This window comes from Brevibacillus nitrificans, from assembly GCF_003710965.1.
GTDB classification, from domain to species: Bacteria; Bacillota; Bacilli; order Brevibacillales; family Brevibacillaceae; genus Brevibacillus; species Brevibacillus centrosporus.
In genome coordinates this window covers 1,520,162-1,541,214 of sequence record NZ_RHHU01000003.1, presented here as the reverse complement: position 1 = coordinate 1,541,214, position 21,053 = coordinate 1,520,162, and the positions used below count along the sequence as shown (strand labels likewise).

Annotated in this window: 22 protein-coding genes and 1 other RNA gene; 14 read left to right on the top strand and 9 right to left on the bottom strand. The window is 49.6% G+C overall.

Annotated features, from left to right (window positions below; translation table 11 throughout):
* The first annotated feature begins 16 nt into the window (after positions 1–16).
* The 4 genes from EDM59_RS09260 to EDM59_RS09245 all read left to right on the top strand — a co-directional run bounded on the left by EDM59_RS09260 (position 17) and on the right by EDM59_RS09245 (position 3,074).
* Positions 17–844, top strand: a complete 828-nt coding sequence (locus EDM59_RS09260; RefSeq protein WP_122923286.1) for a DUF3100 domain-containing protein — start codon at positions 17–19, stop codon at positions 842–844.
* On the top strand, positions 841–1,278 hold the full coding sequence (locus EDM59_RS09255; protein ID WP_092267982.1) for a hypothetical protein: 438 nt from the start codon (positions 841–843) through the stop codon (positions 1,276–1,278). Before EDM59_RS09260 ends, EDM59_RS09255 begins: the two co-directional genes overlap by 4 nt.
* 230 nt (positions 1,279–1,508) lie before the next feature.
* Positions 1,509–2,300, top strand: a complete 792-nt coding sequence (locus tag EDM59_RS09250; protein ID WP_122923285.1) for an ABC transporter ATP-binding protein — start codon at positions 1,509–1,511, stop codon at positions 2,298–2,300.
* An 84-nt stretch (positions 2,301–2,384) separates the two neighbouring features.
* Entirely contained in the window at positions 2,385–3,074 is a 690-nt protein-coding gene (locus tag EDM59_RS09245) for an MBL fold metallo-hydrolase (protein WP_122923284.1), read from the top strand.
* Positions 3,075–3,136: 62 nt separating this feature from the next.
* Here EDM59_RS09245 and EDM59_RS09240 read toward each other — a convergent pair whose 3' ends face one another.
* From EDM59_RS09240 to EDM59_RS09230, 3 genes are all read right to left on the bottom strand, one after another.
* The gene (locus EDM59_RS09240) at positions 3,137–3,763 is read right to left on the bottom strand and encodes a peptidylprolyl isomerase (protein WP_122923283.1); all 627 of its coding nucleotides are present in this window, start codon (positions 3,761–3,763) and stop codon (positions 3,137–3,139) included.
* Positions 3,764–3,970: 207 nt separating this feature from the next.
* Positions 3,971–4,660 (bottom strand): tetratricopeptide repeat protein, encoded by a 690-nt coding sequence (locus EDM59_RS09235; RefSeq protein ID WP_092267986.1) that lies wholly within the window; start codon positions 4,658–4,660, stop codon positions 3,971–3,973.
* 80 nt (positions 4,661–4,740) lie between these two features.
* Entirely contained in the window at positions 4,741–6,669 is a 1,929-nt protein-coding gene (locus EDM59_RS09230) for a beta-propeller domain-containing protein (protein WP_122923282.1), read from the bottom strand.
* A 177-nt stretch (positions 6,670–6,846) separates the two neighbouring features.
* Here EDM59_RS09230 and EDM59_RS09225 point away from each other — a divergent pair, with 177 nt between their 5' ends.
* From EDM59_RS09225 to EDM59_RS09215, 3 genes are all read left to right on the top strand, one after another.
* Positions 6,847–8,379, top strand: a complete 1,533-nt coding sequence (locus tag EDM59_RS09225; RefSeq protein WP_122923281.1) for a fumarate hydratase — start codon at positions 6,847–6,849, stop codon at positions 8,377–8,379.
* Between the two features lie 197 nt (positions 8,380–8,576).
* Positions 8,577–8,954 (top strand): LysM peptidoglycan-binding domain-containing protein, encoded by a 378-nt coding sequence (locus EDM59_RS09220; protein WP_122923280.1) that lies wholly within the window; start codon positions 8,577–8,579, stop codon positions 8,952–8,954.
* Between the two features lie 138 nt (positions 8,955–9,092).
* A complete protein-coding gene (locus EDM59_RS09215) occupies positions 9,093–9,281 on the top strand; it encodes a hypothetical protein (protein WP_092267990.1) in 189 nt (62 codons plus the stop codon).
* 79 nt (positions 9,282–9,360) lie between these two features.
* Here EDM59_RS09215 and EDM59_RS09210 read toward each other — a convergent pair whose 3' ends face one another.
* Positions 9,361–9,621 carry a small, acid-soluble spore protein, alpha/beta type gene (locus EDM59_RS09210; RefSeq protein WP_122923279.1) on the bottom strand — a complete coding sequence of 87 codons (261 nt, stop codon included), beginning with the start codon at positions 9,619–9,621 and terminating at the stop codon, positions 9,361–9,363.
* A 32-nt stretch (positions 9,622–9,653) separates the two neighbouring features.
* Entirely contained in the window at positions 9,654–10,769 is a 1,116-nt protein-coding gene (gene yfkAB, locus EDM59_RS09205; RefSeq protein WP_122923278.1) for a radical SAM/CxCxxxxC motif protein YfkAB, read from the bottom strand.
* Between the two features lie 76 nt (positions 10,770–10,845).
* Between yfkAB and EDM59_RS09200 the strand changes: the two genes are divergently transcribed.
* From EDM59_RS09200 to EDM59_RS09190, 3 genes are all read left to right on the top strand, one after another.
* Positions 10,846–11,523: a DUF1385 domain-containing protein gene (locus tag EDM59_RS09200; RefSeq protein WP_122923277.1), complete on the top strand. Its 678-nt coding sequence runs from the start codon at positions 10,846–10,848 to the stop codon at positions 11,521–11,523.
* 165 nt (positions 11,524–11,688) lie between these two features.
* Positions 11,689–12,048 carry an ArsR/SmtB family transcription factor gene (locus tag EDM59_RS09195; RefSeq protein ID WP_122923276.1) on the top strand — a complete coding sequence of 120 codons (360 nt, stop codon included), beginning with the start codon at positions 11,689–11,691 and terminating at the stop codon, positions 12,046–12,048.
* A gap of 12 nt (positions 12,049–12,060) precedes the next feature.
* The gene (locus EDM59_RS09190) at positions 12,061–12,576 is read left to right on the top strand and encodes an SRPBCC domain-containing protein (RefSeq protein ID WP_122923275.1); all 516 of its coding nucleotides are present in this window, start codon (positions 12,061–12,063) and stop codon (positions 12,574–12,576) included.
* A gap of 54 nt (positions 12,577–12,630) precedes the next feature.
* Here EDM59_RS09190 and EDM59_RS09185 read toward each other — a convergent pair whose 3' ends face one another.
* Together EDM59_RS09185 and EDM59_RS09180 are read right to left on the bottom strand one after the other, a co-directional pair.
* The gene (locus tag EDM59_RS09185) at positions 12,631–13,521 is read right to left on the bottom strand and encodes a GNAT family N-acetyltransferase (RefSeq protein WP_122923274.1); all 891 of its coding nucleotides are present in this window, start codon (positions 13,519–13,521) and stop codon (positions 12,631–12,633) included.
* Positions 13,522–13,732: 211 nt separating this feature from the next.
* Positions 13,733–14,662, bottom strand: a complete 930-nt coding sequence (locus EDM59_RS09180) for a DMT family transporter (protein WP_122923273.1) — start codon at positions 14,660–14,662, stop codon at positions 13,733–13,735.
* Positions 14,663–14,774: 112 nt separating this feature from the next.
* On the opposite strand from EDM59_RS09180, the gene EDM59_RS09175 reads away from it, so the two are divergent.
* Complete coding sequence (locus EDM59_RS09175; protein ID WP_122923272.1) at positions 14,775–16,211, top strand: aminotransferase-like domain-containing protein; 1,437 nt, start codon at positions 14,775–14,777, stop codon at positions 16,209–16,211.
* A 105-nt stretch (positions 16,212–16,316) separates the two neighbouring features.
* Here EDM59_RS09175 and EDM59_RS09170 read toward each other — a convergent pair whose 3' ends face one another.
* The gene (locus EDM59_RS09170; RefSeq protein ID WP_122923271.1) at positions 16,317–16,850 is read right to left on the bottom strand and encodes a gamma carbonic anhydrase; all 534 of its coding nucleotides are present in this window, start codon (positions 16,848–16,850) and stop codon (positions 16,317–16,319) included.
* Positions 16,851–16,859: 9 nt separating this feature from the next.
* A complete protein-coding gene (locus EDM59_RS09165; protein WP_092268000.1) occupies positions 16,860–17,171 on the bottom strand; it encodes an iron-sulfur cluster biosynthesis family protein in 312 nt (103 codons plus the stop codon).
* A gap of 138 nt (positions 17,172–17,309) precedes the next feature.
* Between EDM59_RS09165 and rnpB the strand changes: the two genes are divergently transcribed.
* The 3 genes from rnpB to EDM59_RS09150 all read left to right on the top strand — a co-directional run bounded on the left by rnpB (position 17,310) and on the right by EDM59_RS09150 (position 21,027).
* An RNA gene (rnpB, locus tag EDM59_RS09160) (RNase P RNA component class B) lies at positions 17,310–17,691 on the top strand.
* Positions 17,692–17,958: 267 nt separating this feature from the next.
* Positions 17,959–20,298: an S-layer homology domain-containing protein gene (locus tag EDM59_RS09155; RefSeq protein ID WP_246010949.1), complete on the top strand. Its 2,340-nt coding sequence runs from the start codon at positions 17,959–17,961 to the stop codon at positions 20,296–20,298.
* A gap of 132 nt (positions 20,299–20,430) precedes the next feature.
* The gene (locus EDM59_RS09150; RefSeq protein WP_246010948.1) at positions 20,431–21,027 is read left to right on the top strand and encodes an IseA DL-endopeptidase inhibitor family protein; all 597 of its coding nucleotides are present in this window, start codon (positions 20,431–20,433) and stop codon (positions 21,025–21,027) included.
* The last annotated feature ends 26 nt before the right edge of the window (positions 21,028–21,053 follow it).

Below are 21,053 nucleotides of genomic sequence, written 5' to 3'. Positions count from 1 at the left end.
GTACGGGGGGTACATCATGACGGAGCAACGCGTTAATGTATTCAAGCTGCACTTCATTGTACTCGTACTGGTAGCTCTCACCGAGTTTATCGGTACGAAAAAAATCAACATCGGAATTGGCGTAATCGCTCTGTTCCCAATGCTTTATGCACTGGTGCTCGGGGGCTTTATCAGCTGGCCGAAATTCAAATGGCTCAAAGAAAACGAAATGAATGTGGCATCCAATATTTTGGGACTTTCTTTCTTCCTGTTTATTTGCAAATTGGGGGCAAACATCGGTCCTGAGCTGCCGAAGCTGATGGGCTCTGGCGTATCGCTTTTGTTCCAAGAAGTAGGTCATATCGTCGGAACAATTGCCCTGGGGCTGCCGATTGCCCTGTGGCTCGGTTTGAAACGGGAAGCGATCGGGGCAACGTACTCGCTCGACCGTGAACCGAATCTCGCAATCGTGGTAGAAAAGTTCGGCGCGAACTCTGCAGAAGCCCGTGGTGCGCTCGGGGTCTACATCTGCGGTACGCTGTTCGGTGCGATCTACATGTCCATTCTGGCCAGCTTGCTTGGAAGCAGCGGGTTGTTCCATCCGATCTCCCTCGCGATGGGAGCGGCAGTTGGTTCCGGTAGTATGATGGCAGCAGCGACAGGCTCTCTGGCGGTTATTTTTCCAGACGCGGCCAAAGACATTGCTTTCTACTCTGGTGCTGCCAATCTGATGATGAGCATCATCGGTACGTATGTATGTATTTTTGTGTCTCTCCCACTCACCCAGCGCCTGTATGCATGGCTCGAGCCAATCATCGGACGCAAGAGTAAAAACAGCAACGTAGGGGGGCAAAAAAGCGCATGAATCAAATACTGACGATCTTACTCATTGGCGTTATTGCACTCATAGGTAACTGGATTGGCTATCAGGTGCCTCCGATGGAATCGCTGCCAGGTATTCTTTTGCTGGCACTCATTACCGTGATCGGGATGGGCTTCACGAAAATCCTGCCCTTCAAGTCACCGGTTATCGTGTGGATTTCCTTGTTCGCGATGATTGCAACGTCTCCTTTCTTCCCGGGGAATGCATTCACCGCCGCGGCTATCGGTAAAATCAATCTGCTGGCGCTTGCGACACCGATCCTTGCCTACGCAGGGCTGTCGCTGGGGAAAGATATCCACTTGTTCAAACAGCTCAGCTGGAGAATTGTTGTCGTTTCCCTGGTAGTGTTCACGGGAACATTCCTTTTCGCAACTCTCTTTGCAGAAATTATCTTTAAGATCCAAGGGAAGTTCTAATTGCAGGAATGACCAGAAAGCCTCCATGTGCGTTTATGCACGGAGGTTTTCTTTATTCCGTCTTTACGTGCAATCAATCAAGTCAGGACCATTCCCGTTTGAAGCAGAAGCTTGTCGAAGTCAAGCTCTCTCGCGGCGCAAAATGAATTGATCGATCAGGAAATGACGGTTATACTCGTAATAATCAGAACATTACGGGACTCATAGAGAGAGACAGGAGTGGAGAAATCATGATTATCGATGTGAAAAATGTCAGCTGGCAGCGCGATGAGACGACTATCCTGGACCAGATTAACTGGCAGGTCAGTGAAGGGGAGCACTGGTGTCTGGTAGGGTTAAACGGTTCCGGAAAGACGAGTCTACTGAAAATTATCAGCGGATACACGTGGCCGACAAAAGGGGAAGTCAGTGTTCTGGACAATCTCTATGGAACCGTTGACCTGCGGGAGGTTCGCAAATCGATCGGGTGGGTGAGCACGTCGCTGATGTCGCAGCTTCACGAGCATGAGACGGCCTTTCGCGTGATTCTGAGTGGCAGGGAAGCGACGATTGGGCTGTACTCAGCTCCAACAGAGGAGGACAAGCAGCAGGCACAGGAGCTGCTCGAGATGTTTCGCTGTGTGCATTTGAAGAATCGGCCATACGGCGCTCTGTCCCAAGGGGAGCGGCAAAAAGTGCTGATCGCCCGTGCACTCATGGCGAAGCCTCGTCTGCTGATTTTGGACGAGCCATGTACAGGACTCGATTTGCTGTCCCGAGAGCAGCTGCTCGCCATGATCGAGCAGATCGCAAAACAACCGGGCGGACCCGCACTGGTCTACGTCACCCATCATATCGAAGAAATTTTGCCTTGCTTTACCCACACGCTGCTCTTAAAGGATGGCAAAGTGTATCAGGCAGGTGAGAACGATCAGGTCCTGACAACGGACGAGCTGTCACGGTTTTTCGGAGTGAGTGTAAATATCCACCGCTCTCAGGGACGTTCCTGGATCAGTCTCGGTGAAGAGGCGATCGTTCGCTAAGTTTATTGGCGAAAGCACGCGAGCTTATGATTGTGTATAATAGGTGTAAGGAACTGAATCTGGGAGGAGAGGAGAGATGGAGGCATGACCAATGTGGTTGCACCGATCGCAGACTCCACCTGGGCGATCATCACCTATGAAGAAGCATGGAAAAGCTACATCAATAGCTATGTGATCAAACAGGGTGACGCGTTTGTGTTGATTGATTCCCAATTGCGGAAGCATCGGGCCTTTTTTCAAAAATCGCTTGAGGATATCGGGGCATCGGCAGATAAAATCGAGTATGTATACTTTACTCATCGCCACCCTGATCATATCGGCAATGCCGACTTGTTTCCATCCCGGATCAACTGGATTCATCTGGATGATTACTACGAGCTGGACGATTTTTCCCAAACGCTGTTCGGCCATACGTTTACCGGTTCTGGGGGAGATCTTCCATCGCTTCGTTTTCGACAATTGTCCTATCACACAGAAGGATCTGTCGCCTTATTCGACCCGCAATCGAAGGTCTGCTTTACAGGCGATCACCTTTGTTTTCCGGATGCGGAGCTTGGCAGCGTGGAAGGGGATTTGCCCGACGTTCGCGAGGCGTATAAGCAATATATTCAGATGTGGAAGGCAAAAGAGCCGGAGCGCGCTGTTGAGTATGCGGAAGGTCTGGAAATTTTGCTGGATTGGCCCATCGAAATATTGGCGACAGGACACGGACCGATTTTGAAAGGGAATATCGTCCCTTTTATACAGGAGATCCTGACGATTGTTCGCGGATAGCAAGCAAAAAGACTTGGACGGCTGATACTTCTCGCCGACACAAGTCTTTTTATTGTGGATGCTTATTTTTTCTTCTCTTTCTCTACAAGAGCCGGGTCGAGAATTTCGACATTGTATTTCTTGTGCAGATCTTCCAGCCATTTGTCGATGTTGGTTCTTCTGTTTTTATCTTTTACTTTCTCGGTAATGTCAGGACGAGCTTGTTCCAATGTTTGCTTTTCATACTTGTCCTTATTTTTCTCGTAGTACGCCTTGATTTGATCCTCGGTGACAGGGAAGGCTTTCTCGAGCAGCTTGTCCCGCAGCATGATCAACCCTGTTTTCTCACGGAATTCGGCTTCTGTCGCCCCTTTTCCGTCCAGGTACTCTTGGAATTTATCGGCAGTGCCCAACTTTTCCTTAATCGGATTAATGACTTTGTCCAATTCCTCATCAGTCACGGTAACGCCTTGGGCTTTTCCTTCGAGACGGTAAAGCTCAGCAGCTACCAGCTGTGTCATGGCGTTCGGACCCGATTTGAGCTTGATGGAATCATATACTTGATTTTGAGTAATCGTGGTATCACCAATCTTGGCTACCACTGGATCGGAGGAAGCTGTCCCAGTACCTTTTGCTTGAGACACGCCGATGACAGCGAGGCCGAGGATTAATACGGATACAGTGAGAATGGATACATCGAACTTTTTCATAGAGTTGACCCTCTCTTTCGTGCTTATCTGCCAAACAGTATAGGGTGTACATACGGGAGAAATATGTAACCCCTTCTTACAAGAATTCCACATTTGCTAGGAACTTATGGGAGCGCATTGACACAGCAAAAATACGACTCCAAACAAAGGAAAAACCGCACAGCCAAAACGATTGTGCGGCTTGTGATTCCAATTGACTTCTATTTGCTATCCTGCTTGCGTGGATGCTTTTTGCCATTCTTCCAAACGTTTCTCCAGCTCAGTACGATTCAAATGCAGAAAACTGGATGAAGATTTGCCCATTAATTGACGCAGGTGGGTGAGGGCGCGTTCGTAATTTCCTTTTGCCGCTTCGATCTCAGCCAGACAAAATAGTCTCCATTCACGGCCCGAGCGTTTAGAAGCGATCAGCTGATAGGCTTCCCACGCACTTTCGACTTCTCCCAGACGAGCGTGCGAACAAGCGATGAGAGCCAGCGAATCTGTCATGCCTTGATCGCGCTGATAGATGCGAAAAGCGACTTCCAGCGCTTCGCTGTAGCGACCGGAGGAATAGTAGACGATGGCCAGGTTGTAGAACAAATAGTGAATCATGGCTTGGTTGAACAGGGAGGGCTGATCCTTGCAAACATGAATTCCCTGTACGATGAACTTTTCCGCTAGTTCATAATTGCCCGTCATGATTTCATGGGTGGATTTATCCAGCATAGCGACTGCACGCGAACGATTTTTTCGGTACGAGGCATCTAGCCAGCGGAGCCTTACGTTTGCGCGCCGCTTGTTCAGATTGGCCATATATTGAAAGCGGAAAGGCCAATGCAGTCGGATAAACATGACCACGAGCACGACCGCAACCCCCGCCAAAGTTGATGTCAGATTCAGATTCAAATAATCCACGGAGTTGACACCCTCTCTTCCCAGCTGCTTCTACTCATCCATCTTAGCACAGAACCTGTCAGCATGACAGAGAGTTGCCTTTATTTCGTCAGAGGAAGAGTAGCGAGCTGGCGTTTGCCAGATAGATCCTGGGCAATCACTTTCCCTTCAGAGACCGTGTAGAGCGTGTCGTTGATGGTGAGAATCCGATTGATATTGTTCTGGCTGTTGTACCAGCCGTCGCCCGATTTTTTCATTTCTTCATCAGACAGATGGGTAATCTTACTTTGGAGCGTAAAGCCAGATTGCAGATTTAATTGGTAGACATACGCTCCTTGGAAGGCGAACTGTCCATATGCGTGGATGTCGTTTTGCGCTTTTTGCTCGGCAGTCCATTCCATGACGGTCACAGGGAAGGCGAGCAGCTCTTTTTCCTTGGAAAAGAGGAGAGCTTTGTGGTTCGTCAAAAGCTCAGAATCTGTCCCGCGGTCGCCGATGACGGTCTTGTACTGCTCTTTTGGATGATTGACGTCGGTTACATCGAAGAGCGCGATCTTCATCCCTTGATAGAAAGCCATATCCTTGTCCGATTCCGCGTCCTTCCCGAAGCCGATGATGTGATTTTCATCATACGGATGCAAGTAATCACTGTATCCAGGAATTTTCAGAGCACCTAGGATAGAGGGAGAAGACGGCTTCGCCAGATCGATGACAAACAGAGGATCTACCTTTTTAAAGGTGACCATGTAAGCGCGGTTTCCCATGAAACGAACGGAGAAAATGCGCTCGCCGGGGGCGATGCCTTCCAGCTTCCCATAGGTCTGCAGCTTCTGGTCAAGCACGTACAGATTGTTTTTGGACGTGTTTTCATCCGTACGCCACATGTCCCCGGTAGTCGTTGCGATGCGCAGGTACCCGTCGTGCTCGTCGAGGGAAAACTGGTTGAGAATACGGCCAGGAACGGTTCCTTTTCCTGAGTACGTAAGCAAACCGTCTGCCATTCCAAAGCGATATACGGTAGTATCGGACTTCAGCGGTACCGGCATGAACTGAGCTGTCTGAGCATTTTTCGATGGGGCTTCATACTCTGTGACGGCTACATACAAATGATCTGTCGAAGCATACACATTTTCCCCAGCTCCCAAATACGTGTGCAAGGACATTTTTTGCTGCGGGCGATCCAGATTAACCCCAGCTACCATTAAATAGTCGGGCTGGACGTTTTCAGGAAAGTAGCGGATGTCCGAATAGGGAACCGTTTGATACTGATCACTCTGGGCACTGTCCCGATAGAGCGGGCCGGGAAACTCCTCTTTGCCCTCGAAGATCTCGTACGTGTTTACATACTGATTGGCCGTTACGTAGAGGTTCGCACCAATTTTACGAGAAGTGAGGTATTGGCCTTCTACCTCCACCTGACGGGTCAATTGTGGGTGGGATTTGTCACGGATGTCGTAAATCATGGCTTTGACCGTTTGCTTTTCGTGATAGGTAGGAAGTCTTCGTTTGGAAACGAAAGGAGCCGGCTGGTTGACAGACTCCCTATTTTGACCGATAACGACCAACTGATCACCATCTACATACAGCTCTACAGGCTGAAAGAGTCCGTTGTCGTAGGTGATGCGGCTGCTGATTTTCATACGTGTGGCCGGGTACGCCTGAATGATTCGCACTTCCTGGGCAGTCGCTTGATAGATGTGAGAGCCATCTGTTTTGACGATGTCCGCTTCGTCTACTCCTTGCACCTGCGTATTGGTCGTCGAAAAATCAACGGAAGCCTCTCTGGTCTTTGCTTGCGGAGCGGCAGAGACCGCGGCGGACTCCATGACAGGTGCGTAAACGATGGTGTTTTGGTTTTGCCATTGAGTCTCCAACAGCTTTTTCAGCTGAGTGTAGGATCCGACGACGGGGAGGCCTTCCTTGGGATGGGAGGGTGCTTCTTCACCCATCGCGCCATTTCCCCCGAACAACGGGATGATCGCCAGCGTAAAGCTTGCAGCGACGAGCAGAGCGCGCCAGCTTTTTTTCATCGTATTCCCCCTATTCGTTCTTTTGTTTCTCTGTAGTCACTGTCTATAAGACGAAGAGCTTCAGCAAATGTTTCACACTTCTTGCGGCACAATCTACGGACAGGGGAGGGAGCGTGTGCTATAATAATAGGCGGTTTATGATACCAACACACCACTTCGTCAAAAGGGGCGTCATAGATGGAAAAGTTGAAACAAAGCATCCTGGAGCTGATTACCGATACGTCCACGAACCTGCCACCGGACGTGCGTCGTGCGGTCAATGCCGCAAAAGTGCAAGAAGATTTGGGCACTCGCGCAGCGCTTTCTTTGTCGACAATTGCACAAAACGTAGTCATGGCAGAAGAAAACGTTTCTCCCATCTGTCAGGATACAGGTATGCCGACATTTGAAGTAAAAACACCGGTTGGCGTGAACCAGCTGATTATCAAGAAGGCTATCAAGGAAATGATCGCGGAGGCGACCAAAACAGGGAAGCTGCGTTCCAACTCCGTAGATTCCTTGACAGGAGCAAACACAGGGGACAACCTCGGACCTGGTACTCCTGTCATTCACTTCGAGCAATGGGAAGAAGATGAAATTGAGATCAAGCTGATCCTCAAAGGTGGCGGCTGTGAGAACAAAAACATTCAATACTCCCTGCCTTGTGAGCTCGAAGGTCTCGGCAAAGTAGGCCGCAACCTGGATGGCATCCGCAAATGCATTCTGCATGCGGTATACCAAGCACAAGGTCAAGGCTGCTCTGCAGGCTTCATCGGCGTAGGAATCGGTGGCGACCGCACATCTGGCTACGCTCTCGCAAAACACCAGCTGTTCCGCAAAGTGGATGATGTGAATCCGATTCCGGAACTGGCTGAGCTGGAAAGCTACATCATGGAAACCGCAAATCAGCTGGGGATCGGTACCATGGGCTTCGGCGGAAACGCTACCTTGCTTGGCTGTAAAGTAGGGGTAGAAAACCGTCTGCCTGCAAGCTTCTTCGTATCGGTAGCGTACAACTGCTGGGCATTCCGTCGCCAAGGTGTACGCCTGAACGCGGAAACAGGCGAAATTCTCCGTTACCTGTACAAAGACGAAGAAGTAAAAATGGACCTGTCTCCAGTGGCAGTAGCTGAACAGAAAGAAGAGCGCAGAGAGGTTGTCCTGCAAGCTCCTATTTCCGAAGAGCAAATCCGCAGCCTGAAAGTGGGCGACGTGGTGATCATCAACGGCGAAATGCACACAGGACGCGATGCGCTGCACAGCTATTTGATGGAAAATGATTGCCCAGTTGACCTGAACGGTGGCATCATCTACCACTGTGGTCCGGTTATGCTGAAAGACGAAGCAGGCCAGTGGCATGTAAAAGCCGCGGGTCCGACTACCTCCATTCGCGAGGAGCCATACCAAGGCGACATCATTAAAAAGTTTGGTATCCGTGCCGTGATCGGAAAAGGCGGTATGGGTGCAAAAACACTGAAAGCACTGGGTGAGCATGGAGCTGTTTACCTCAATGCAATCGGTGGAGCCGCACAGTACTACGCAGAATGCTTGGAAAAAGTAGAAGGTGTAGACTTTATGGAATTCGGTATTCCAGAAGCCATGTGGCATCTGCGCGTGAAGGGCTTTGCTGCGATCGTTACGATGGATTCGCATGGCAACAGCTTGCACGCAGACGTAGAGAAGTCTTCCTTTGAAAAATTGGCGCAATTTGCTGCACCGGTATTTAAATAAGAAGATTGGAAAGCCTCTGGCACCTGTGTGGGTGCTGGAGGCTTTTTTCGTATGCGCGCCTGTGCAAGGGGAAAATGGCACGGCGTATATACTGGGTGTTTGACCATTCTTCTGAAAAATGGGTATTGGTTTAGGTTCGGTGTTTGCGGGCGGGCATAGGTTAATAGCGAAAGGATACCGAGAAGGAGTGATCGCGAGTGAACTATGTAGTCCGTGCGGGTGATACACTCAACAGCATCGCTGCCCGCTTTGGGGTACCTGTACAAGAATTGATCCGCGTAAATAATATCGCTTATCCTTACTACATTTACGTCGGACAGACAATCTACATCCCAACAGCTGCGACGCCTGCCCCAACCCCGCCGCCCATGAGTGATTTCGACCGTCGTTTGACGCGTGTAGAGTATCGAGTAGATGCGTTGCGCGATGACTACACCAAGCTGAATGACCGCGTAGATCGGCTGGAAACGAGAATGACACGTCTGGAAAATCGCGTAACCAATCTGGAGCGTCCACCGGCACCAGCACCTCGTCCACGCCCGACTACAACCCCGACACCTCGTCCAAGGACATAATGATAGCTTCGTACGGAAAATGCCCGAAAGTTGCCTTCGGGCATTTTGTGTGTCCTTTATTTTTTTTCTGTATTCACGATTTCCCTTATACGGGTTTCTGCATAGGGTGATAGGAGAGGACCAAGAGGAGGTGCGGCCATGTTTGGACTGAACGGGAAAACGGTGAAACACCACTTCATGGGCGTCTATGGAAAAGTGGTGCAGATTCGTGAACTGGTGGAAGTGCTGGATAACGTCTTTGATTCCTTCCACAAGGTGAACTCGATCAGCAAAACGATGCTGGGACCACGTAAGCCTAGTGCCAAAAAGCTGGATCGACTTCGCTAAACGAGTCACGTAAAGAACCCCGCTGCCAAAAAAAGCAGGGGGTTCTTTCGTCGTATTCATCAGAAAAACGGACCAAGCTCTAAGGGTGCTGATTCTTCTGCATCGCTTGCATGCCTATTTTGACCATTTCTTTCACCATGCCGCCACCCAATCTTCCCCCAATCCGGCCCGCATCGTGGGAGCTGAGCTGGCCGTTATATCCTTTTTGCAAAGGGACATCCAGCTCACGCGCTATTTCATATTTGGCGGCATTCGGGTCGGCAACCTGAGCGACTCGTGCTTTCAAGGCGTCCAGGCCGGATTGGGAGTTCGCGACTAGAGGGCGTCTGCGTCTGCTCATGTCATAATCACCTCTACCCTTAGGTTGCCCGTTTAGACCAAAGCCTTGCGTTCTGTAAAGTTTGTTTCGGGATAGTAGGTATTGGCAACGAGCAAGTTCGGACCCGCACAGCTGGCGACTAGACAGAAGCAGTTGATTTTTTGGTTTAGGGCATGAGCTTGCCACTTATCAAACATGGTCTGGAGGCGGTCGCTCGAAATATTGCCAAGCGGTTCCACATCACCAAAGTCCGTGACGATGACATCGCCAGTAAAAATGTTGATGTTCAAGCGATTACGTCCGTCCGGGTCGTTGCGCGTCGTCACATTGGGGGCTTCCCGCAGGCGCTTGATCAGCTGCCGATCCTCTTCTATGGAGCTGCATGCGAAAAAGGGCAGAGTGCCAAAGAGCATCCACAAATCCTCGTTGCGAATATCGAGCATCTGATGGACGGCGGCCCGCAATTCATCCAGGGAAAGGACATCCAGATCACGGGCGAAATCACTCGCATACATAGGGTGAACCTCGTGACGGCGAGCGCCCATCTGCTGGATTTGCTCATGAAGCTTCGCAAGCTTCGGCCAAGTGCGATGGTTCAGCATCGTCTCCGCTGAGACAAAGACACCCGCGTCCGCCAGCTTTTTCGAGCTCTCCATGATACCTGTAAAGAGGGCTTCCGCCTGTTTGGATGAAACCGACTGTCTCGCTTTTGCGTAAACAATATCATGGAATTCTTCTGGCGTAGACCAGTTCCATGAAATGTGCATGACATCTATGTAGGGCAGGATCAGCTCGTAACGAGAAAAGGGCATCGTCATGTTGGAGTTGATTTGGGTTCGCAAGCCGCGTTTTGTCGCGTACTTCAGGATGGGCAGGATGACCTCTTTGACCGTACGTTCACTGTACATCGGTTCTCCGCCTGTTATACTGAGAGTGAGCAAATCGCTGGCTTCATCCAATCGACGAAGGATGAGGTCGACGGGGAGAGCAGGATCGTCTTTGTAACGCAAGGTATCACCAACAGCACAATGCTCACAACGGAGATTGCACAGATTCGTTACGGTAAATTCGACGCTGGTCAATTTGTAATTGGGTGGTGTCGCATTGAACAGCGGCTCCCATGGATCTTGCCTTGGTGTAAGTGGTGTAGTTGGAACCATGCGGATCAATTGTTGAAACCTCCTTCATTCTGCGTACATTCAACCTATTATAACGACATTCGAGCGGAAGGAGAATAGCTAACAGATGATTATGGGGATGTCTTTTAGTCGTGGAGTGCTGTTTCACGATCGAAATGTGCTGGCTTGTGCGGAAGTAAAAGACGGAGTTATCCATTTGTGGGCGGAAAAAATAACCATTCGAACCATCGGCAAGCTATGGCTTCGGATTTTTTTCTCCTTTCCTTGGTATTATCAGCTATTTCATTTTCTGTTGGCTGCTTATGTGGTTGCAGCTTTCTTGTACCCTTCCCTGGAGGTCGTTGACCCCATGTGGGTGGCTGTCTACATAGGAGGCTTTCATTTCGTCTTTCCCAGTGTCATGAAAAAGTTTCATGGAGCGGAGCATAAAGTATTTAGCCACTACGGGAAAAAATCAATGGATGCACTCGGGGAGGTTGCGAAGGCGAATATCGTCAATGCAGGCTGCTCAACAAATTTAGTCGTTTGGTTTTTCGTCGGTTTTTTGCTCACGGTCTTGCTGCTCCCATTGGAATGGAGTGTGGCTGCCGGTATAGCGACTCTGCTCGCTGGAATGTTCGGTGAACGCTATCTGCGCAAATACTGCGGGTTTGCGTATAAGCTTTCAGAGTTTTTCCAGAAGCATTTTACGACCAAGGAGCCGGATCGGATTCACCTGGAGACAGCCTTGCGTTCCTACATCTTATTCGAGCATATCCGGGAAAAAGAACGGCAGGTGGCATAGCAAGCGAGCGTGTAGGGGCATCGGCACCGAGCCGTTGCCTTTTTTGTTTTTTATAATATTCCTTTACAAGAATATTCCCTATGGTGTATATTATAGTCAACACATAGACGACGAGTGCGATTAGGGGGACGATACCCAAGAAGATCGGATGACGAGGTGAGCAGCATGCCAGGGAAAAAGCCTGTCATGGAAGTAGCGACGTTGAGTGCTTTGGCCGAACCCAATCGAATGCAGATCGTTGAGCTTTTGCGCGACGGTCCTTTGACGGTAGGGGAAATCGCCGACCGGTTGGGGTTGCGCCAGCCCCAGGCTTCCAAGCATTTGAAGGTTCTGAGTGAAAACGGAATATTGGAAGTGAAGGCAGAGGCCAACAGACGTATTTACAAGCTGAGGTCGGAGCCTTTTCAAGCACTGGATACTTGGGTTAAGTCCTTCCAAAGTGTCATGGAAAGCAGATTTGACAATTTGGAAGAGTATTTGCGGGAATTGCAGGGCAAGGAAAATAAAAATCAAGCAAATTCTTGAGGAGGAATTACAATGGCAAACAGCGCAATGGTTTCACGTGTTGAGAACGAACGGGTACTGGTGCTGGAGCGCGTATTCGATGCGCCGCGTGAGCTTGTCTTCCAGATGTTTAAAGAGCCTGAGCATCTCAAGCGCTGGTGGGGACCGAGAGGCTGGGAAGTGCCCGTCTGCAGCATTGATTTCCGTCCAGGTGGCATATGGCATTACTGCATGAAGTGCGTCGATCGGAACCAGGGTGATTTTTTCGGGATGGAATCCTGGGGGAAAGGCGTTTATGCAGAAATTGTAGAGCCGGAAAAGATTGTCTACACGGACTACTTTGCGGATGCCGAAGGAAATGTGAACGAGGAAATGCCATCGACGGAGGTCACCCTCGAATTTATGGATCTTGAGGGCAAAACCAAGCTGGTCAATCGTGCGGTATATGTGTCCGCAGAGGCTCTCAAAACCGTCATCGATATGGGAATGCTGCAGGGCATCACCGAGACATGGGATCGTCTGGAAGAGCGTCTGCAGGAAGGAAAGTAACGCGAATAGGTACGGCCGCCTGGCGACGAGAGCAGGCGGCCTTTTTCGTTCGGATTAGGCATGGGATGTCAGGGGAAACAGAATCGGCTGTTGATCATCGAATAAGAATGGACGGACGAACAGGGTATCGTGAGGCTTCGTAATCCTGGCAGAAACCATATTGTGATTGTCACTATCAGGCATAAAGTGAAACTGGATGGAATTCGTCTGTGCATGAATCAGATGGCTGACGACTTGCTCCACATCGAACGGCCGTTTACTAATGATATCGAAAACGTTCAACTGATGATCCGTCTGAGAAAAGAGGACAATCACATCCTCTTCTTCTACATAATAAACGTCATCTGGAAAAGCCAGCAGGAAATAAAACATCAAGAGGGACGGGTTATTCTTTATTCCCAAGCGTGTCGATACAGGTATTCTTTCATGAGCAAATTCCTGCATCAACGCAAGATCAGCCTCGTTGCTGCCGTCTAGCTTGCGCAGGGCGGATTTTTGGCGAGCATGCTTGGCAAGCTCCGCTGTATTTAGGAAAAAATGACTTTCTTGCACCTTCTCAAAACCGAATTTCGGATAAAAGTCGAGGACCGTATCATTTGCAAACAAATAAAGAAAATCATACTCTCCCTCATATTGATCGATGATATGATGCATCAATTTGGCGGACAGTCCTTGCTGACGATAGTCTGGATGCGTCATGACTGTGCCTATTTGGAGTGCCTGATACTCCTTGCCGTTTGCCGTTACGACCATTTTATTTATGGAAGCATTCGCAATGATTCGATCCTTGTCCATATAGGAGTGACAGATGTAATCGTCAGTCCAGAACCCCTTGTTGTACCAGGTGCGAAAATCCAGCTGAAATACTTGCATAGCGAGCTGATTAAAGCTCTCCCTGCATGTTTCATTTTGCCTGTAGTCGCTTATCAATAAATAGTCGCTCATCCTGCATCCTCCATTCCTGTCGTTGTTTGCGCCTCCAAAATTAGCGATTCCGTACTAGACAAAAAAGACCACAAGAAGAAGCTCTTCTCATGGTCAAATTTCCGGATGGAATCCACACGATCCCGAAAGATGCCCTGTTGGTAACCTTTTCATTGTATCCTGACTCTTTATCCTTGTCACTCGGAAGACAGGGCTTGGAGATGAAGGGACGCTACCGGTGATCACCAACGGTTGGCAGTATGCGCTGTCTTTGATTTACCACCTTTTTCAAATTGTCCAGATTGACCAGGATGATGCCTGTAATAATGGCGATCCCACCGAACAACGACAAAAGGGTAAGCGGCTCGTTATACAAAAAATGACCCAGGCAAAGAGAGATCAAGGGAGAGATATACAGCCACGTAGAAGGAAAGACCGGATTCGTTTTGGATACGAGCCAGTAATAGATCGTGTGCCCCATCATAGAGCCGGCAAAAATCAGGTAAAGCAGCGAGAGGGAAGCTTGAGGAGCGAACAGCGTCCCGATGTGTACGTCCTCGGTAAACAAAGACAGCAGAAACAGGAGAAGCCCGCCATGCATCATCTGGGCAGCATTCAGTGCAATGGGAGACGTTTCTCGAAAACGTGCAATGACGATTCGGGAGTACACCGTACCACTGGCATAAAAAATTTGACCGAACAAGACGACGAAGCACGCGATTAACCATAGCTTGTTAAAGCTGACGGTCAGGCCGGGCAGCAGCAGGATCATCACACCTGCCAAGCCAACGATGCAACCTGCCCAGGCTGTGATATTCAGCTTTTGACGTGAAATCCGAGACTGAAACAGCAGAATCATCAGAGGGGCTGTAGCGGATAAGATAGCCGCGATGCCTGAGCTTAGGTACTGCTCTGCCCAATATAACGAAGCGAAAACGCCAAAGGTCAGGCAAAATCCCGTAAGAAACATTTCTTTGCCGAGCAGCAGACGAAGATTCGCTTTCTTTTTCCAGACCATCCACCCAAACAAGATCAAGCCTGCCAGAAAAAAGCGTACGCCTGCGGAAAAGAAGGGAGTTGCACCTGCGTCGATCCCCACTTTAATGGCCAAAAAAGTCGTTCCAAAGATTAAACACATGACGACATACTGGAAAAGCACCATAACAATTCCTCCTTTTCCCTAGCATAAAGGAAAGGGAATAGAACAGATGGCAACGAACAGAACAGATAGAACCATGTGCATGCATAATGGAGAGGGAAGGGGTGGGGTAGACATGAAACGGGGTTTTCTCTCCCATGATCATTCAGACAAACTGTTTGAGCAAATTTACGATTATCTCCTGGAGCGGATTGTGCGCGGAGAGTGGAAGGAGCACGAAAAGCTCCCATCGGTGCGTACGCTAGCGCTGGAATTCAATGTGCACAGGCTTACGGTTTTTAAGGCATACCAGCTGCTGAAGCAAAATCAAAAGGTGTATGTAAAAGATAAATCAGGGTACTATGTTCAGCCGGGCAGCTCGTTGCCAGTGGAGGCTCGGCTAGACCCTATTATCTCTGCCTATGTACAAGACAGCCATCTTTCGGAAATTCATCAGGTCCAAGCCACGTATCAATTTTCAAAAGCGTTGCTCGAACCGAATCTTTTGCCCAATCTTTATTTCTCTGAATACGTGAAAAAAGTGTTTGATCTGTATCCGAAAGTTCTCGGAACCTACTCCACTACACAGGGAGATCTGGAGCTGCGAGAAGCCTTATGCCGCTATTTCGTTCAACGCTTCCGCTTCTATCTGTCAGCGGAAGAAATGCTGATCACAGCGGGCTCACAGGAGGCCATCGATCTGACCGCAAGAGTGCTGATTAAGCCGCGTGACGTCGTCCTGCTGGAGAGACCGACCTACAGTCCGGCTATCGATGTGTTCCAAAGACAAGGTGCGACCATTTTGCCTGTTGAGATCACAGAGAACGGATATGACCTGGAGCAGATCGAAAAGCTTATGCAGACACACAAGCCAAGGCTATTCTACCTGAATCCCACCTTTCACAATCCGACAGGCTATACGGTGCCGACGGAGCAAAGAAAACGGCTCGTGGAATTAGCCGCACACTATCATTGCCTGCTCATGGAAGACGATTCTTATCGGGACATGTATTTTGGAGAAGAGCCTCCTTTGCCGCTATTCTCGTACGATACATCGGGAGTGGTCGTGTACATCCGCAGCTTTAGCAAGTATATCGCTCCGGGCCTGAGCATTGCTTCGGTATCTTGCCGGGAGCCGATCATGAAGCTTTTGCTGCGTGCAAAATCGCTTTCTGACAGCGGAACCCCTTTTCTGAACCAAAAAATCTTTTTGCACTATTTCTTTTCGGAACGCATGCAGCAGCATCTGGAAAAGCTTCGAATCGCGCTGTCGGTGCGCAAAGAGCTCATGGAGGATGAAATGAGAGCTACCGATTGGCAATGGTCAAGCCCGGCTGGCGGGTTTAATCTGTGGGTGAAGCTGCCGGCAACGATCGGGATGGAAAGGCTGCTGGGGCAATGCAAGGAGAAGTCGATCACTTTTGTGCCCGGGTCGATCTGTGATCCGCAGAGGGAGCTCAAATCGTGGATTCGGCTGAGCTATTCTTACATGAGTGAACAACAGCTGAGGGAAGGGATCAGGCAGTTGATTCGCGTATACGAAGTAGAAAAGGAAAGATCGAGGAAGTGGTAGAGGCGACACACTTCCGCTTTATGGAAGGGGCAGCGCACTTTTTGCAAGGAGCCTAGTCAAAAGAAAAGAGAAAAGCCGCTCCGCAGCGGCTTTTTTGCAGGGAAGCTATTCACGCTCTAAAGGGGCTTGCTCCAACTGACGGTAGGTTTTCCCTTTATCGACATACGACTGGCGGATGCGGACAAGCTCTTTGTAATCGGCTTCGTTCAGCTCGCGCTTGACCTTTGCCGGATTTCCGACAACGAGGGAGCGGGGAGGGACTTTCATGCCCGGCGGTACGAGAGCGCCAGCTGCAACCATAGCATCCTCACCGATTTCTGCACGATCCATAATGATGGAGCCCATACCGATCAAAGCACCACGGCGAACGATGCAGCTGTGCAAGACGGCGTTGTGTCCGACGGTAACCTCATCTTCCAAGATCAGCGGATTGTTCGGGCTTTGATGCAAGGTGCTATTATCCTGTACGCTTACTCGGCGGCCGATCACGGTAGGGGCAATATCGCCGCGAATCACGGTGTTGTACCAGATAGAGGAGTCTTCGCCGATTTCTACATCGCCAGAGATGACCACCCCTTTTGCGAGGAAGACAGATGGATGAATACGCGGTTTGATATCTTCAAATGAGAGCAGTAACATAATATCCTCCTAATTCATGTATGTTGGGCAATCGTTTTGCAACGGCCGGGGATGAATGATGGAAAAGCGACCGGTGTTCGCATCGAAGTCGATGACGGTCCCTGTCAGTTGCTCCGCTTCTTCGTCTCTGTACAAAAAGCGAATCCCACTCAAATCCAGGACATGATCACGACTCGTCACTTCTGTGATCGCGATGCTGTAGGTGAAGCTTCCACAACCCGTTGTTGTCGGAATGAGCTTGATTCCCAGATCCTGCGCATCCGGTTCTTCCGCGATCAACAGGGAGAGGCGTGCTGCTGCGAGTGAAGTAATAGTAATCACGTTCAACCCTCCTTGTCACCTATTCATTGTACTACAGCTTTCAAAGAATGAACAATTTGGCTGGCATTCCAGAATTGGCTTAGTTGACCGATCAGGCGGCGTATGATAAAGTTACTATTACTGATTCTGATGTGCAGGAAATGTGGGTAGTCGCTGCTGCGGTCGTTTTCGATCGGCAGTAGAGGAAAGTCCAGGCTCGCCCAAGCTGAGATGCTTGGAGTGTTCGTACCTGGTGCAAACCAGGGCAGCGAGGTTCGCTTCGCTGACGGCGTGGAAAAGGCTCTCTCTGAGGCCTGAGTACGCTGAAAGTGCCACAGAAACGTAGCTTTTCTGGCGACAGAAAAGATGGAACGCGGTAAACCCTGCGAGCGAGAAACCCAAATTTGGTAGGGGAACCGTCCTGAAGGAACTGAACGTAGGGACGGATGGCGTCATTGACGTCATAGATAGATGGCTACCGCTCTATGTGCGAGGGGCAACCCGTTTGCAGCACGAGAGAAACAGAACCTGGCTTATAGCATTTCCTGCTGGAATGAAAGATAAAACCACCTGAGTTTTTCAGGTGGTTTTTTTGATTTGTTCAAAGAAAGATCGAGGTTGAAAATGAATGAAAGCGAGACTGGCATAAGTTGGCAGAGAGGCGGCATGCAACATTTCAAAGAGTATGCTCGTCAAATAGATCACTTGCCCCCTCTTTCAAAGAGAAATCAAAAAAAGGAGAAGCAAGGGTAAGAAAAGACAGAGAAAATACGGGCTATATGATTGCAATGGAGGGATTGAATTGAAAATGAACCAATCACGATCTGCGAAAGATCTGAAAAAAATAGTGACGACAGCAATGCTTGCGAGCATGCTGCTGGTCCCACATTCTGCTTTTGCGGCAAGTGCGCTGCCACTGTCTGACATCGCCAAGAACGCAAACAAGGATGCGATCCTGAAGCTGAACTACGCAGGTGTACTGAAGGGCTATACGGACGGAACCTTCAAACCGGACAAAGAAGTGACGCGCGCAGAGTTTGCCAAGATCGCTGTTTTGGCAATGGGCTATACCGATGAACAGGCAAATCTTTTGAAGGGCAAGACCGCTTTCAAAGACCTGCCAGCGAGTCACTGGGCAACTGGGTACATCAATCTGGCTGTATCCCAAGGAATTATAAAAGGATACCCAGACGGAACGTTCAAGCCAGACAACCAGGTGAAAATTGCTGAAGCGTTGACGGTGTACGTACAGGGCCTGAAAATCAGCGTGAATCCTGCTAGCACAGGTGAATGGTATTACCCGTATCTGCTGGCGGCTGACAAAGCGGGCATTTACGAGGCAAAAGAAACGCCGACGATCTCGGCCAAACGCGACATTGTTGCGAAATACACAGATCGATTTATGGAAACACCGGTATATGCAAATGGCGCCTATTACGACAAAGATGGCAATGCCGAGGGCACGGTCAAAAAGCTGCCTGTTGAAAAAGGGACAGTTGCTTCCTATGACAAAGCTTCCAAAAAGCTGAAGCTAGTTGGCAAAAGCAGTGAGCTCGCGATCCCTGATTCTGCGCAAGTCTACGGAAATATTGTAGTAGGGGCACAGGTCGAATACATCGTAAAAAGCGGAAAAGTCGGGTTTCTAACCGTATCGACGGCAGATGCCAATATCGTTGAGGGTGTTGTGAAGACAGGCTTGAACCCTACCACGGCCGTAGGGGACGAGAAAAAGTTCAAAGCGATCGTCGGCGGCAAGGAAGTGCTGCTGGAGGTAGAAAATGGGGTAAACGTATCCCGCAGCCAGATTGGACAAAAGTTCGTGGCGGTCATCGATGAGGATGGCAAGGTATCGTCTATCACCTTCTCGCAAAACACCACAACCGGGGTCGTGGAAAAAGTATCGTCCGTTAGCGGCTCCAGTGCGAAAAAGGAAATCAAAATCGATGGCGAGACGTACACGCTCACTTCCTCTGCATCCGTGAAGGAGAAAGCTCACCCGCAAGCAAAAGCGGCACCGAGCAGCTTCGCAGACATCGAAAAAGGCGATCTTGTGGAACTCACACTGGATGTCGATGGAAAAGTGACTGCTGTTACTGTAACCAAGCTCTCCGTCACCGACTCCATCCGGATCGACACGGAAGAGAATCTGATCAGCTTTGATGGGGGAGAGTACGAGGTACTGGAAGATACGGAGCTGTACGTCGATGAAGACGAGGTAAACGAGCTGGATGACTTGAAGGACGGCGAAGTGGCGATCCTGACCTTTGATGAAAACGGCAACCTGACCAAAGTGGAGCAAGGTGTCGGCGTCGCCAGCAACAAGCTGATCGAGGGCACAACCGCTTATCAATCCGGGAATCCTGCGAAGCTCGCTACCATCAAGGTCGATGGGAAATCCTACCAGATTCTGACAACGGCAAAGCTGACCATCGATAAACAAAATGTGTCTCCAACCTCGATTGGGGCCAACCAATTGAACGACTATAAAATCATCACATGGAAGTACAACGTCGGCACCAAAGATATCGTGGAGCTGACTTTGGAAAAACAAACGGTAGTAGGCTACGTAACCAAAAAGTCCGGCGACAAGATTACCGTAAACGGAAAAGTGTATCAGCTGGCTTCGGGAGTCACCATTGACAGCAATGCTGCTTCCAACGATAAGGAATATACACTGACGCTGAACAACGCTGGAAAAGTGAAAGCAGTTGCCGGCGCACCGAGAACCGTAAGTGGGGTAGTCGACTCCGTAGAAGTGCGCAAAGAGGATGGAAAAGTGGTATCTGCTGAAGTAGAGTTGAACGGTAAAAAGTACGATGTAACAGATGAGGACGCCGTAGCGGATCTGGACCAGTTCGAATACGCTACGCTGACCTTGAACCGTGACGGAGAAGTAACCGGTGCTACCGCCAAAGGGAAAAAGGCGCAGAGCGAAGTGAAATTCGTCGGGATTGAATCGCGCGTCAACGGTGACAAGTACGTCTTCTTTACAGATGTATCCAGCAGCCTGAAGCTGACAGAGGATGCACAGATCAAATATTACGATGGATCGGAACTGGACGAAGAGGATATCAAAACCACAGACAAGATCGACCTGTGGACCAATGAAAACGGTCAGGTATATGTGATCGTCGTCGCAGAACGATAAAAAGAAGGAAGGCGCCCACCATGTGGGTGCCTTTTTGTGCGGCATTTGTCCCGCTCCTCTTCTCCCCTTGGAAAAATGGTTAGCAAAAGGGCGTACTAGCATAAGCCCTTTTCCATAGGGTTTATGGAGGAGGTGAATTCCTTGGATGAATTGCGCATGTTCAAACAGTTTATCCATGCGGCCGAACAAGTCTGGACCCAGATAGCCACCTCGCCGAGAGGAAAGCCTGTTTACACGGTCAATGGCGTAGATTTTACCCCTTTGCCCGAGAGGTACAACTCGAAGCGAAAGATTTCCCGTATCTTTCGCCGATATTGGGGAAGACAGCTGAGTGAAACGTTGATCCGAAATCTGAATCTGCGTCTGGTTAAAGGGAAGCTGTGCATCCCGTACGGAGAGATTCCTGTCTTTCCCACGAATGTCCAAACTTTGCAGCTCAAATTAAACCAGCCGAATCAGAAGGTCGTATCTGCGGTATTAGCAGGAGGCAATAGGAAGGTACGCGTAGAGTATCGTTTTGTTCGCGTAGGAGCCACTGCCCCGTATATGATCATGAAGCGTTCAGGCAAGGAGTACGATCGACGCTATCGGCCACCTGCTGCGACAAACACAAAGGCAAAAGCAAAAGCGAAGCCCCCGGCAAAGCCATTGGTAAATCCGACAGCAGCTCCAAAGTCCAAGTCAAAATCCAAATCCAACGGAAGACAAAAGCTCCTCAAAACCCCGTAAGCCTGGGGTCGAGGAGCTTTGCTCTT

What these genes read in the sequence shown, in the direction of transcription:
- EDM59_RS09260 (WP_122923286.1), top strand. Translation starts at nt 17, where the DNA reads ATGACGGAGCAACGCGTTAATGTATTCAAGCTGCACTTCATTGTACTC.
- EDM59_RS09255 (WP_092267982.1), top strand. Translation starts at nt 841, where the DNA reads ATGAATCAAATACTGACGATCTTACTCATTGGCGTTATTGCACTCATA.
- EDM59_RS09250 (WP_122923285.1), top strand. Translation starts at nt 1,509, where the DNA reads ATGATTATCGATGTGAAAAATGTCAGCTGGCAGCGCGATGAGACGACT.
- EDM59_RS09245 (WP_122923284.1), top strand. Translation starts at nt 2,385, where the DNA reads ATGACCAATGTGGTTGCACCGATCGCAGACTCCACCTGGGCGATCATC.
- EDM59_RS09240 (WP_122923283.1), bottom strand. Translation starts at nt 3,763, where the DNA reads ATGAAAAAGTTCGATGTATCCATTCTCACTGTATCCGTATTAATCCTC.
- EDM59_RS09230 (WP_122923282.1), bottom strand. Translation starts at nt 6,669, where the DNA reads ATGAAAAAAAGCTGGCGCGCTCTGCTCGTCGCTGCAAGCTTTACGCTG.
- EDM59_RS09225 (WP_122923281.1), top strand. Translation starts at nt 6,847, where the DNA reads ATGGAAAAGTTGAAACAAAGCATCCTGGAGCTGATTACCGATACGTCC.
- EDM59_RS09215 (WP_092267990.1), top strand. Translation starts at nt 9,093, where the DNA reads ATGTTTGGACTGAACGGGAAAACGGTGAAACACCACTTCATGGGCGTC.
- EDM59_RS09210 (WP_122923279.1), bottom strand. Translation starts at nt 9,621, where the DNA reads ATGAGCAGACGCAGACGCCCTCTAGTCGCGAACTCCCAATCCGGCCTG.
- EDM59_RS09200 (WP_122923277.1), top strand. Translation starts at nt 10,846, where the DNA reads ATGATTATGGGGATGTCTTTTAGTCGTGGAGTGCTGTTTCACGATCGA.
- EDM59_RS09195 (WP_122923276.1), top strand. Translation starts at nt 11,689, where the DNA reads ATGCCAGGGAAAAAGCCTGTCATGGAAGTAGCGACGTTGAGTGCTTTG.
- EDM59_RS09190 (WP_122923275.1), top strand. Translation starts at nt 12,061, where the DNA reads ATGGCAAACAGCGCAATGGTTTCACGTGTTGAGAACGAACGGGTACTG.
- EDM59_RS09185 (WP_122923274.1), bottom strand. Translation starts at nt 13,521, where the DNA reads ATGAGCGACTATTTATTGATAAGCGACTACAGGCAAAATGAAACATGC.
- EDM59_RS09180 (WP_122923273.1), bottom strand. Translation starts at nt 14,662, where the DNA reads ATGGTGCTTTTCCAGTATGTCGTCATGTGTTTAATCTTTGGAACGACT.
- EDM59_RS09175 (WP_122923272.1), top strand. Translation starts at nt 14,775, where the DNA reads ATGAAACGGGGTTTTCTCTCCCATGATCATTCAGACAAACTGTTTGAG.
- EDM59_RS09170 (WP_122923271.1), bottom strand. Translation starts at nt 16,850, where the DNA reads ATGTTACTGCTCTCATTTGAAGATATCAAACCGCGTATTCATCCATCT.
- EDM59_RS09155 (WP_246010949.1), top strand. Translation starts at nt 17,959, where the DNA reads ATGAACCAATCACGATCTGCGAAAGATCTGAAAAAAATAGTGACGACA.